We start from the raw sequence: 11,238 nt of genomic DNA on the forward strand, positions 1-11,238 counted from the left end.
CAACCTTGCCATGCGGGCAAGGTCAATAGCCCAGGCCGGCTCTCTTGAGCACCAGGCCATTTTGCCCCATGGCAATCCGGTATTTGTTGATCTGGCCCGCCTGCAGGGTCAGGCGCGTGCTGCGTTGGTCCTCGATGCCGGCTGCGCAGCCGGGTACCTGCCCGGGCAGCAGACGCAGGCGCACATCGACGGGGCCCGGCGGCAGGTTGAACGAGGTCGCCTGCTCCTGGAACAGGCGGCCGGACAACTGGTCGTTGAGATAGATGCCGATCTCGCAGCTGGTGGCCACTTCCAGGCGTTCCCGGGAAATGATCAGCACGCTGTAGTCCGAATTGCCCTCGGCGCTGGCCGGTGGCACGACGGCTAGCGCGCCCAGCAATCCGACGAGGCCCAATGCTGCCCTGATCATGAAAAATCTCCTGCTTGCCAAAATCGTCAAAGGCGCAGCTTGGCCGAGCCGCGCGCGGATTTCCAGCCCGGCCGTTTTCCTCGGAACTTGACCTTGCCCCGATGGCAAGGCTGAGACTGGGCAAAACCCACAAGGAGGCAACCTCGATGCAAGTGTTCAATGTGCAAGGCATGACCTGTGGCCATTGCGTGAAGGGCGTGACCCGGGCGGTGCAGGAGCAGGATGCGGCGGCGCGGGTGGAAGTGGACCTGGCGGCGCGCCAGGTGCGGGTGGAAAGTGCCCTGGCGACGGATCAGATCCTGGCGGCGATTCGTGAAGAGGGGTATCAGGCCGAGGTGGCCTGATCGGCCAAGCTACCGTGGGAGCGGGCTTGCCCCGCGATTGCGCCAGGACAGGCAATGATGCTGGCCTGGTTGGCCTCATCGCGGGGCAAGCCCGCTCCCACGCCGATTCTGCTGTATTCCTGTTCGCCGACTGTTTTCCTACAGGACACCCAGGATCAATTATTACAAAGGTTTTCAACGCCCACTGATCCAGTGCAGGTAGACTAGCGGACTTGCTTAGCCTGCTATGGATTCTCCATGAACCTGCGAACCTTGCTGATTCTCGGCGCCCTCAGTGCGTTCGGGCCTCTGGCGATCGACTTCTATCTGCCGGCCTTCCCGGCCATGGCGCATGCCTTCGGCACCGACGAAAAGCATGTGCAGGCCACCCTGGCCGCCTACTTCCTCGGCCTGTCCCTGGGCCAGCTCGCCTACGGGCCGGTGGCCGACCGTTTCGGCCGGCGCCTGCCGCTGCTGTTCGGGGTCGGCCTGTTCACCGTGGCGTCGCTGGCCTGCGCCTACGCCCCCAATCTCGACAGCCTGATCCTGGCGCGTTTCGTCCAGGCCCTGGGTGGCTGCGCGGGGATGGTGTTGTCGCGGGCGATCGTCAGCGACAAGTGCGACGCGGTGGCCTCGGCCAAGGTGTTCTCGCAGCTGATGCTAGTGATGGGCCTGGCGCCGATCCTCGCACCGATGCTCGGTGGCGTGCTGGTCAACGTGGCCGGCTGGCAGTCGATCTTCCTGGCCCTTGGCCTGTTCAGCGCGGCGTGCCTGGTGGCCGTCGGCCTGGGTCTTCCGGAGAGCCTGCCGGCCCATATTCCACGCCAGCCGCTGTCGGGCGCGCTGCGCCAGTACCTGAGCCTGTTCGGCGACCGGGTGTTCGTCGGCCATGCGCTGACCGGCGGTATCGCCATCGCCGGGATGTTCGCCTACATCGCCGGTTCGCCGTTCGTATTCATCAAACTCTACGGCGTGCCGCCCGAGCACTACGGCTGGCTGTTCGGCACCAACGCCGCCGGCTTCATCCTGATGGCCCAGGTCAACGCGCGGCTGCTGGCCAAGCGCGGTCCGGCGTTCCTGCTGGCGCGAGCGGTGTGGTTGTACCTGGTGGCGGCGCTGGCGCTGCTGGTGGTCGCGGCGTTGCGCCCGCAACAGCTCTGGCCATTACTGGTGCCGCTGTTCGTGTGCATAGCCAGCCTCGGCTGCATCATCCCCAACGCCTCGGCCTGCGCCATGAGCGGGCAAGGAACGCGGGCGGGCAGTGCCTCGGCCTTGATGGGCTGCCTGCAGTTCAGCGTCGCGGCGGGCGCGGCGGCGCTGGTCGGGGTGCTGCACGACGGCAGCGCGGTGCCCATGGCGCTGGTGATCAGCCTGTGCGGCGCGCTGGTGGTCAGTGTCGCAATGCTGACCCGGCGCCTGCAGGCCAGCCGGCCTGCGTGAGCGGGTGGGGCGCGTTGAGACGCGCCTCGAGCAGGGCGACGAACGACCGCGCCTCGGCTTCGCTACGGAAACTCACCACATGCTGGTCGAGCTGGACCTGCCAAGGGCAGGCGGGATTCCGGTTCGACGCACTGACGACAATCTTCATCGCGATCCACCTCCAGTGAGCGGGAGTGGATCTAGTGTAGCGCTGGGCCCTGCCTGCGCCATGACCAGGATCAGTACCCTGACTGACGGTCATGACGGTCTGAAGTAGGGAGACCTTCTGTTTTGCAAGGTGGAAATTTTCCCCCTCCTCGTCGGACATATCGAGCCCCCTGATAGCAGCTGTCAGCCGCGCTCCCGCTACAGCCACGGTAGTACGGGGGATGGGCAGAATCAGCCGTCTTTCGCTCTGACAGACGCATCTTTCAGAACGTTTTTTAGGAGGCAAATCCCGACCCATCCGGGGCATGCCTCCCTCAAGGCGAGCACCCTCCAGCGGCTTATACTGCCTCCGGCATCAGCGCCGGGTGAGCGTTTCCCAGGGCTGGTGCCCACCCTCCGGCACACGAACCATCCCGCGCTTGCCCAAACCGGAGGCAGGGCATCTGCGGCGTTCGCCAGCAGGCGGGATTCATCAGGGAGCTTCAGGTTCATGAACGCAGTCCGCAGCATCAGTCAGGTCGCCAGCCTGATGGCCGATCCCAAGCGCAGCGCCATGTTGTGGGCGTTGATCGATGGCACCCCGCGTGCGGCGGACGAGCTTGCCGTACTCATCGGGTTGAGCACCTCGTCGGCCTGCGCGCACCTATCGTTGTTGTCCAGTGCCGGGCTGCTCAGGCACGAGGCGCGCGGGCGCAAGCGCTTCTTCCGCCTGGCGACGCCGGAGGTCGGCACCGCGGTGGAGGCGCTGGCCAGCGTTCAACTGGTGACCCGTTCACCTGCAGAGCAGGGCACGACGCTGCAGATACCCCTGTCGATGCGCAAGGCGCGCCTGTGTGGCGACCATCTGGGCGGCGAAGTGGCCGCCGCACTGCTCCAGCGCCTGCATGTGGCCGGCTGGCTGGAAGGGAGCGAGCAGTACCTGTCGGTGAGCCAGGAGGGTAAGGAGCACTTGCAGGCACTGGGGGTGTTCATCGACGCGCTGGCCGCCGGCGACCGGCGCGGCTGCGTGATCTGTCACTGCAGCAAATGGAACGACCAGGGCCCGCACCTGGGCGGCTGCCTGGGCAAGGCCTTGCTTCGGCTGTTCACCCAGTCGGGCTGGGTGCGTGAGCAGGAGGGCAGCCGGGCGGTGCAGCTCACACCGCTCGGCCAGCAGCAGATCAACGCGATCGCCTGCCTCCCGGCCCGACAGGCCGGCTAGCGGACCAGCCGCGCATCCAGGCTGTTCTGCGCCAGGCGGCGTGCCTGGTCCTGGGTCATGCCCAGGTGCTGGTGCAGGGCATGGAAGTTCTCGGTGACGTAGCCACCGAAGTAGGCCGGATCATCGGAGTTGACCGTGACCTTCACCCCACGCTCGAGCATGTCGAGAATGTTGTGCTGGCCCATGTGTTCGAACACACACAGCTTGGTGTTGGACAGCGGGCAGACGGTCAGCGGGATCTGCTCGTCGATGATGCGCTGCATCAGGCGCTCGTCCTCGATGGCGCGCACGCCGTGGTCGATCCGCTGGATCTTCAGCAGGTCGAGGGCTTCCCAGATGTATTCGGGCGGTCCTTCCTCGCCGGCATGGGCCACGGTCAGGAAACCTTCGCTGCGGGCGCGGTCGAAGACGCGCTGGAACTTGCTCGGCGGATGGCCTTGCTCCGAGCTGTCCAGGCCCACGGCGACGAAGGCGTCGCGAAATGGCAGGGCCTGGTCCAGGGTCTTGTGCGCTTCGTCTTCGCTCAGGTGGCGCAGGAAGCTGAGGATCAGGCCGCTGCTGATGCCAAGCTGCTCGCGGCCATCCTTCAAGGCCCGGTTGATGCCATCGAGCACCACCTCGAACGGGATGCCCCGGTCGGTGTGGGTCTGCGGGTCGAAGAACGGCTCGGTGTGGATGACGTTCTGCGCCTTGCAACGCTGCAGGTAGGCCCAGGTCAGGTCATAGAAGTCCTGCTCGGTGCGCAGGACATCGGCGCCCTGGTAGTAGAGGTCGAGAAACTCTTGCAGGTTGTTGAAGGCATAGGCGCTGCGCAGGGTCTCGACGTCCGCCCAGGGCAAGGCAATCTTGTTGCGTTCGGCCAGGGCGAACAGCAGTTCGGGCTCCAGCGAGCCCTCCAGGTGCATGTGCAGTTCCGCCTTGGGCAGGGCGTTCAGCCATTCATACATGTGTGCAATCTCGATCAGGTACGGTTGGCCGCCATTCTACAGGGCCTGGCCGGGCAATGCGCCCACCCAGGCCGGTATTGCCCGGGTTTACCAGGTGAGCGCCTCGCCCTTGTAGTTGATGAAGCGCAGGCCGCCGTTGCCGCTCTGGGCCTTGACCTGCTCGAGCATGCCGCGGGTGCTGGTGAGCACGTCGATCTCGGCGTTCTCGCCGCCCATGTCGGTCTTCACCCAGCCCGGGTGCATGGCCAATACGGCCAGGTCGGGGCGCTGCAGCTCGACCACGAAGCTGTTGATCATCGAGTTGAGCGCGGCCTTGCTGGCCTTGTACAGGCAGACTTCGCCACCGTCGGGGATGGTCACGCTGCCCAGGATCGAGCTCATGAACGCCAGCACGCCGCTGCCTTCGCGCACCTGGCCGGCCAAGCGTCGGGCCACACGGATCGGCGCCACGGCGTTGGTCATGAACAAGTCGCCGATCTGCTGCACCTGCACGCTTTCCAGGTCCTGCGGCAGCGGGCCCATCACCCCGGCGTTGACGAATACCAGATCGAATACTTCACCGTGCAGGCGCTGCTTGAGCCCGTCGAGCTGGGCCGTGTCGTTCATCTCCAGGCGCTCGATGCGCACCCCGCAGACTTCGCCCAGCGCACCTGGCTGTTGCGGGTCGCGCACGGTGGCGACGACATTCCAGCCATCTTCGCGCAGGCGTTGCACCAGGCCCAGGCCGAGGCCTCGGGAGGCGCCGATGATGAGGGCGGTCTTGTTAGCGGTCATAACGATACTCCATATCAAGGGCGAGGCGAGCGGTGTTGTGCACAGGTTCGCTCGTCGCGCAACAACGTGGCGGTTGCCCTCCACAGGGGAGGGCCTGGGTGACGAGCATAAACCAGGTGCCGGCCGGTTGCCCTGTCGCTGCTGGTCAAAAAATGTTCGATGGTCTGAAAGGCCGATGGGACCGGGGCCTGGCGGGGGTGGTTCACGGGTTATCCACAGGCTGCTCCACAGTAATTGTGTGCAAGCGCGGCGGTCTGAAAATGCCCGTTTCAGGGAAGGCAGGCGCTGATGACTGGGGATAACTCGCGGGCTTTCAGTGACTTGGGTCTATGTCACACAAATGTGATCAAAATATGCTCAATACGCTGTAGGCCTTGCCGTACAAGGCTTGCAGCGGAATGCCCCAAGCTTATCCACAGGCAGGCCCACAGCAGTTGTGGGCAACGCTCAGGCCCGCTCCAGCAGGATGCGCCCGCGGCTCAGGTCGGCGAGCTGCTGCTGCAGCACCTCGAGGTGGCTGTCACCCAGGGCGATGCGCAGGTCGACGCCGTTGGCGGTGAACTGCTCTTCCAGCACCAGGCCGTCGACTTCGCCCAGGCGCAGCTTGACCAGCGCCAGTTCGCTGAAGGTGCAACTGCAGGCGAACTCGCTTCGCTGTACCAGCAAGCGCTTGGGCGCCTGCTGCAGGCACTTGTTGGCGCCGCCGCCATAGGCCCGGGCCAGGCCGCCGGTGCCCAGCTGGATGCCGCCGTACCAGCGGATCACCAGGACCACCACCTGGTCGCAATCCTGGGCCTCGATGGCGGCAAGGATCGGGCGTCCCGCCGTGCCGCCAGGCTCGCCGTCGTCGCTGCTGCGGTATTGGCCGCCGAGCTTCCAGGCCCAGCAATTGTGAGTGGCCGCCAGGTCGCTGTGGCGTTCGATGAAGGCCATGGCCTCGGCCGGGTTGCTGATCGGGCCGGCGAGGGTGATGAAGCGGCTCTTGCGGATTTCTTCGCGGAACTCGCAGAGCTCTAGCAGGGTAGATGGCATAAGTCCGGGTCAGGCGGGCGTGCTGATGCCGCAGCCTTTGAGAATGATGTGGATAAGGTTGCTGCTGGCGTCTTCCATGTCCTGCTTGGTCAGCCGGCTGCGGCCGGTCACCTGGCAGATCTGGGTGGCGAAGTCGGCGTAGTGCTGGGTGCTGCCCCAGAGGAGGAAGATCAGGTGCACAGGGTCTACCCGGTCCATCTTGCCGGCGTCCATCCAGGCCTGGAACACTGCGGCGCGACCGCGGAACCATTCGCGGTAGTCGGCGCTGAAGTACTCGCTCAGGCATTCGCCGCCGCTGATCACTTCCATGGCGAAGATCCTCGAGGCCTGCGGGTTGCGCCGGGAGAACTCCATCTTGGTGCGGATGTACTGGCTGAGCGCCTCCGCCGGGTCGTCCTCCACGCTCAGGGCGTTGAAGGTGCTGTCCCACAGCTCGATGATGTTGCTCAGCACCGCGATGTACAGGCCCAGCTTGTTGGTGAAGTAGTAGTGCAGGTTGGCCTTGGGCAACCCGGCCTTGAGCGCGATGGTGTTCATGCTCGTGCCCTTGTAGCCGTGGCGGGCGAACTCGTCTTCGGCTGCCTGGATGATGGCCTGTTCGTTCTTCTGGCGAATGCGGCCGGCGGGCTTGCCCGAGGCGGGAGAGCGATGCGCAGGGACTTCTAGGGTCATGGACGATTCCGGGCGGGTCGTTACGGATGTCCGACAGATTACCTGCCTGCGCCGAAGTGACAAGCATTAGCGGTAGAGATGCGTATCAACGTGTCGCAGCCAGACTCTCGAGGAAGCTTTCCAGCACCAGGTTCGGCCGGCGACCCTTGCGCGTCACCCAGCTCAGGCTCAGGTCATAGAAGCGCTGGGCGGGCTTGAGTGCGCGCAGGCGGCCTTGCTGCACCCAGAACATCGCGTAATGGTCGGGCAGATAGCCGATGTAGCGTCCGGTCAGGATGAGAAAGGCCATGCCTTCGCGGTCCGAGGCGCTGGCGGTGCAGTGCAGGGCCTGGTAATGGGCCTGGATGTCGGCCGGCAGGCGGAAGGTCGGGGCTATCGCATCCTGACCATTGAGACGGTCGTCGTCGATCTGCTGATCATCGGCATAGAACAGCGGGTGGCCGACTGCGCAGTAGAGCAGCGAGCGCTCGCTGTACAGCGGCTGGTACTCGAGCCCGGAAAGTGGGCTGGTCTGCGGCACCACGCCGACATGCAGGCTGCCGTCGAGCACGCCCTGCTCGACCTGGCTCGGCGCGATCATGCGGATCTGGATGCGCACATCCGGGCCGCGGTCCTTCAGTTCGGCCAGGGCATGGGTGATGCGCATGTGCGGCAGGGTCACCAGGTTGTCGGTCAGGCCGATGTTCAGCTCGCCACGCAGGTGTTGGTGCAGGCCGTTCACTTCGGTACGGAAGGTTTCCAGGGCGCTGAGCAACTGCAAGGCCGAGTGGTAGACCTCACGGCCTTCCTCGGTCAGCGAAAAACCGGCACGGCCACGTTGGCAGAGGCGCAGGCCCAGGCGTTGCTCGAGGTCGTTCATCTGCTGGCTGATCGCCGAGCGGCCAATGCCCAGCACGTTCTCCGCCGCGGAGAAGCCGCCGCATTCGACCACGCTGCGGTAGATCTTCAGCAACCGAATATCGAAATCACTGACCTGGGCGAGGGGATCGGGGCGCCGGCTCATTAGTTTAGTTATCCGCTGACTGAAGGTTAGAAATGCTGGGTTTTTCGAACTTTATCGCCGTGACAATTTAGCTGCAACAACACCCATCGTTGCCTAATCGTCTTCCGAGGAATCGCCCGATGAACATGCCCGAAACCGCCCAGGCCGGTCTGGCCAGCCAGCTCAAGCTGGACGCCCACTGGATGCCCTACACCGCCAACCGCAACTTCCAGCGCGACCCGCGCCTGATCGTGGCAGCTGAAGGCAACTACCTGGTCGATGACAAGGGCCGCAAGATCTTCGACGCTTTGTCGGGGCTGTGGACCTGCGGCGCCGGTCATACCCGCAAGGAAATCAGCGAAGCGGTGGCCCGCCAGGTGGCCACGCTCGACTACTCCCCGGCCTTCCAGTTCGGCCACCCGCTGTCGTTCCAGTTGGCCGAGAAAATTGCCAACCTGGTGCCAGGTGACCTGAACCACGTGTTCTACACCAACTCCGGCTCCGAATGCGCCGACACCGCGCTGAAGATGGTCCGTGCCTACTGGCGCCTGAAAGGCCAGGCCACCAAGACCAAGATCATCGGCCGTGCCCGTGGTTACCACGGTGTGAACATCGCCGGCACCAGCCTGGGCGGTGTCAACGGCAACCGCAAGATGTTCGGCCAGCTGCTGGACGTCGACCACCTGCCTCATACCGTGCTGCCGGTCAACGCCTTCAGCAAGGGCATGCCGGAGGAGGGCGGTATCGCCCTGGCCGACGAGATGCTCAAACTGATCGAACTGCACGATGCCTCGAACATCGCCGCAGTGATCGTCGAGCCACTGGCCGGTTCCGCCGGCGTGCTGCCACCGCCGAAGGGTTACTTGAAGCGCCTGCGTGAGATCTGCACGCAGCACAACATCCTGCTGATCTTCGACGAAGTCATCACCGGCTTTGGCCGCATGGGCGCGATGACCGGCGCCGAAGCCTTCGGCGTCATCCCGGACCTGATGTGCATCGCAAAGCAGGTCACCAACGGCGCCATCCCGATGGGCGCGGTGATCGCCACCAGCGAGATCTACCAGACCTTCATGAACCAGCCGACGCCCGAGTATGCGGTGGAATTCCCCCACGGCTACACCTACTCGGCGCACCCGGTCGCCTGCGCCGCCGGTATCGCCGCGCTGGACCTGCTGCAGAAGGAAAACCTGGTGCAGTCCGCCGCCGACCTGGCGCCGCACTTCGAGAAGCTGCTGCACGGCGTGAAGGGGACGAAGAACGTCGTCGACATCCGCAACTACGGCCTGGCCGGCGCCATCCAGATCGCAGCGCGCGACGGTGACGCCATCGTCCGCCCGTACGAGGCGGCCATGAAGCTGTGGCAAGCCGGCTTCTATGTGCGCTTCGGTGGCGACACCCTGCAGTTCGGGCCGACCTTCAACACCCAGCCGCAGGAGCTGGACCGTCTGTTCGACGCGGTGGGCGAAGCCCTGAACAAGGTCGACTGACTTTTCTGAATTCGATGTCGGGCGTGTGAGTACCACGCGCCCGCTTCCACCTTCTTTATCTGGAGTTCTGCATGAGCATTGTTCAGCACCTGATCCACGGCGAGCTGGTCACCAAGGGCGAGCGCACCGCCGATGTTTTCAACCCGTCCACCGGCCAGGCCGTGCGCAAGGTCGAGCTGGCCAGCCGCGCCACCATCCAGCAGGCCATCGATTCGGCCAAGGCGGCCTTCCCGGCCTGGCGCAACACTCCACCGGCCAAGCGCGCGCAGGTGATGTTCCGCTTCAAGCAGCTGCTTGAGCAGAACGAGGCGAAGATCTCGCAGATGATCAGCGAGGAGCACGGCAAGACCGTGGAGGACGCCGCCGGCGAACTCAAGCGTGGCATCGAGAACGTCGAGTTTGCCTGCGCAGCACCTGAACTGCTCAAGGGCGAGTACAGCCGCAACGTCGGCCCGAACATCGACGCCTGGTCCGACTTCCAGCCGCTGGGCATCGTCGCCGGCATCACCCCGTTCAACTTCCCGGCGATGGTGCCGCTGTGGATGTACCCGCTGGCCATCGCCTGCGGCAACGCCTTCATCCTCAAACCGTCCGAGCGCGATCCGAGCTCGACCCTGTACATCGCCCAGCTGCTGCTGGAAGCCGGCCTGCCGAAGGGCATCCTCAACGTCGTGCATGGCGACAAGGAAGCGGTCGATGCGCTGATCGAGGCGCCAGAGGTCAAGGCCCTGAGCTTTGTCGGTTCGACCCCGATCGCCGAGTACATCTATGCCGAGGGCACCAAGCGCGGCAAGCGCGTCCAGGCCCTGGGCGGCGCGAAGAACCATGCGGTGCTGATGCCCGACGCCGACCTGGACAACGCCGTCAGCGCGCTGATGGGCGCGGCCTACGGTTCCTGTGGCGAACGTTGCATGGCCATTTCGGTAGCGGTGTGTGTCGGCGACCAGGTGGCCGATGCGCTGATCGCCAAGCTGGAGCCGCAGATCAAGGCGCTGAAGATCGGTGCCGGCACTTCCTGCGGCCTGGACATGGGGCCACTGGTTACCGCCGCCGCGCGTGACAAGGTGGTGGGTTACATCGATGACGGCGTTGCCGCTGGCGCCAAGCTGGTGGTCGATGGCCGTGGCTACCGTGTGGCCGGTAACGAGGATGGCTATTTTGTCGGCGGCACCCTGTTCGACAAGGTCACCCCCGAGATGCGCATCTACAAGGAAGAGATCTTCGGGCCGGTTCTGTGCGTGGTGCGGGTGAACAGCCTGGAACAGGCCATGCAGTTGATCAACGAGCACGAGTACGGCAACGGGACCTGCATCTTCACCCGTGACGGTGAGGCGGCGCGCCTGTTCTGCGACGAGATTGAAGTGGGCATGGTCGGCGTCAACGTACCGCTGCCGGTGCCGGTGGCCTACCACAGCTTCGGTGGCTGGAAGCGTTCGTTGTTCGGCGACCTGCATGCCTATGGCCCGGACGGAGTGCGCTTCTATACCCGTCGCAAGGCGATCACCCAGCGCTGGCCGCAGCGGGCCAGCCATGAGGCGTCGCAGTTTGCGTTCCCCAGCCTGTAAGGCGCAGGGATGAGAGAGCGGGGCGGCCGACAGGCCGCCCCGCTTTGTTTTTTGGCTGTTTATATAGGTGCAGGGGCTGTGGCGAACACCTGGTGGCCCTGACGCGGTCTTTTCCCCCGATATTTCACTTTAATGAAATAAACGGTTGACGGGCTTTCAGATCCCCTTATAATGCGCCCACTTCCGACGTAGTCGAAACGGAAAACCTTTTGTTAATCAATAGGTTGAATGTTTCAGGTAGTATCGGAGGTGCTTCGAT

12 protein-coding genes are annotated in these 11,238 nt (G+C 64.5%); 5 read left to right on the forward strand and 7 right to left on the reverse strand.

Annotated elements, in window-relative coordinates; translation table 11 throughout:
* Positions 1–22: 22 nt before the first annotated feature.
* On the reverse strand, positions 23–409 hold the full coding sequence (locus tag DMX06_RS20810) for a hypothetical protein (RefSeq protein WP_110739137.1): 387 nt from the start codon (positions 407–409) through the stop codon (positions 23–25).
* 146 nt (positions 410–555) lie between these two features.
* On the opposite strand from DMX06_RS20810, the gene DMX06_RS20815 reads away from it, so the two are divergent.
* On the forward strand, positions 556–753 hold the full coding sequence (locus DMX06_RS20815) for a heavy-metal-associated domain-containing protein (RefSeq protein ID WP_110739138.1): 198 nt from the start codon (positions 556–558) through the stop codon (positions 751–753).
* Between the two features lie 237 nt (positions 754–990).
* Entirely contained in the window at positions 991–2,172 is a 1,182-nt protein-coding gene (locus DMX06_RS20820; protein WP_110739139.1) for a multidrug effflux MFS transporter, read from the forward strand.
* Here DMX06_RS20820 and DMX06_RS26625 read toward each other — a convergent pair.
* On the reverse strand, positions 2,123–2,320 hold the full coding sequence (locus tag DMX06_RS26625) for a hypothetical protein (RefSeq protein ID WP_082337625.1): 198 nt from the start codon (positions 2,318–2,320) through the stop codon (positions 2,123–2,125). The two genes, DMX06_RS20820 and DMX06_RS26625, sit on opposite strands and share 50 nt — an antisense overlap.
* Before the next feature lie 489 nt (positions 2,321–2,809).
* On the opposite strand from DMX06_RS26625, the gene DMX06_RS20830 reads away from it, so the two are divergent.
* A complete protein-coding gene (locus DMX06_RS20830) occupies positions 2,810–3,520 on the forward strand; it encodes an ArsR/SmtB family transcription factor (RefSeq protein WP_110739140.1) in 711 nt (236 codons plus the stop codon).
* Here DMX06_RS20830 and DMX06_RS20835 read toward each other — a convergent pair.
* The 5 genes from DMX06_RS20835 to DMX06_RS20855 form a co-directional block, all read right to left on the reverse strand.
* The gene (locus tag DMX06_RS20835; protein ID WP_110739141.1) at positions 3,517–4,467 is read right to left on the reverse strand and encodes an adenosine deaminase; all 951 of its coding nucleotides are present in this window, start codon (positions 4,465–4,467) and stop codon (positions 3,517–3,519) included. The two genes, DMX06_RS20830 and DMX06_RS20835, sit on opposite strands and share 4 nt — an antisense overlap.
* Positions 4,468–4,554: 87 nt before the next feature.
* A complete protein-coding gene (locus tag DMX06_RS20840; protein WP_110739142.1) occupies positions 4,555–5,241 on the reverse strand; it encodes an SDR family oxidoreductase in 687 nt (228 codons plus the stop codon).
* Positions 5,242–5,688: 447 nt separating this feature from the next.
* Positions 5,689–6,273, reverse strand: coding sequence for an IMPACT family protein (locus DMX06_RS20845; RefSeq protein WP_110739143.1), 585 nt, complete (start codon positions 6,271–6,273; stop codon positions 5,689–5,691).
* Positions 6,274–6,282: 9 nt separating this feature from the next.
* Positions 6,283–6,945, reverse strand: a complete 663-nt coding sequence (locus DMX06_RS20850; RefSeq protein ID WP_110739144.1) for a TetR/AcrR family transcriptional regulator — start codon at positions 6,943–6,945, stop codon at positions 6,283–6,285.
* 85 nt (positions 6,946–7,030) lie between these two features.
* Positions 7,031–7,948 carry a LysR family transcriptional regulator gene (locus tag DMX06_RS20855; RefSeq protein ID WP_110739145.1) on the reverse strand — a complete coding sequence of 306 codons (918 nt, stop codon included), beginning with the start codon at positions 7,946–7,948 and terminating at the stop codon, positions 7,031–7,033.
* Between the two features lie 119 nt (positions 7,949–8,067).
* Between DMX06_RS20855 and DMX06_RS20860 the strand changes: the two genes are divergently transcribed.
* Positions 8,068–9,414, forward strand: coding sequence for an aspartate aminotransferase family protein (locus DMX06_RS20860; protein ID WP_110739146.1), 1,347 nt, complete (start codon positions 8,068–8,070; stop codon positions 9,412–9,414).
* 71 nt (positions 9,415–9,485) lie between these two features.
* Positions 9,486–10,979, forward strand: a complete 1,494-nt coding sequence (locus tag DMX06_RS20865) for a CoA-acylating methylmalonate-semialdehyde dehydrogenase (protein ID WP_050703641.1) — start codon at positions 9,486–9,488, stop codon at positions 10,977–10,979.
* Positions 10,980–11,238 lie beyond the last annotated feature (259 nt).

Origin of the sequence: Pseudomonas mosselii, assembly GCF_003205295.1 — a bacterium.
GTDB classification, from domain to species: Bacteria; Pseudomonadota; Gammaproteobacteria; order Pseudomonadales; family Pseudomonadaceae; genus Aquipseudomonas; species Aquipseudomonas mosselii_B.

Coding starts and splice junctions, on each gene's coding strand:
- DMX06_RS20845 (WP_110739143.1), bottom strand. CDS start 6,273: ATGCCATCTACCCTGCTAGAGCTCTGCGAGTTCCGCGAAGAAATCCGC.
- DMX06_RS20865 (WP_050703641.1), top strand. CDS start 9,486: ATGAGCATTGTTCAGCACCTGATCCACGGCGAGCTGGTCACCAAGGGC.
- DMX06_RS20810 (WP_110739137.1), bottom strand. CDS start 409: ATGATCAGGGCAGCATTGGGCCTCGTCGGATTGCTGGGCGCGCTAGCC.
- DMX06_RS20850 (WP_110739144.1), bottom strand. CDS start 6,945: ATGACCCTAGAAGTCCCTGCGCATCGCTCTCCCGCCTCGGGCAAGCCC.
- DMX06_RS20835 (WP_110739141.1), bottom strand. CDS start 4,467: ATGTATGAATGGCTGAACGCCCTGCCCAAGGCGGAACTGCACATGCAC.
- DMX06_RS20840 (WP_110739142.1), bottom strand. CDS start 5,241: ATGACCGCTAACAAGACCGCCCTCATCATCGGCGCCTCCCGAGGCCTC.
- DMX06_RS26625 (WP_082337625.1), bottom strand. CDS start 2,320: ATGAAGATTGTCGTCAGTGCGTCGAACCGGAATCCCGCCTGCCCTTGG.
- DMX06_RS20820 (WP_110739139.1), top strand. CDS start 991: ATGAACCTGCGAACCTTGCTGATTCTCGGCGCCCTCAGTGCGTTCGGG.
- DMX06_RS20860 (WP_110739146.1), top strand. CDS start 8,068: ATGAACATGCCCGAAACCGCCCAGGCCGGTCTGGCCAGCCAGCTCAAG.
- DMX06_RS20815 (WP_110739138.1), top strand. CDS start 556: ATGCAAGTGTTCAATGTGCAAGGCATGACCTGTGGCCATTGCGTGAAG.
- DMX06_RS20830 (WP_110739140.1), top strand. CDS start 2,810: ATGAACGCAGTCCGCAGCATCAGTCAGGTCGCCAGCCTGATGGCCGAT.
- DMX06_RS20855 (WP_110739145.1), bottom strand. CDS start 7,948: ATGAGCCGGCGCCCCGATCCCCTCGCCCAGGTCAGTGATTTCGATATT.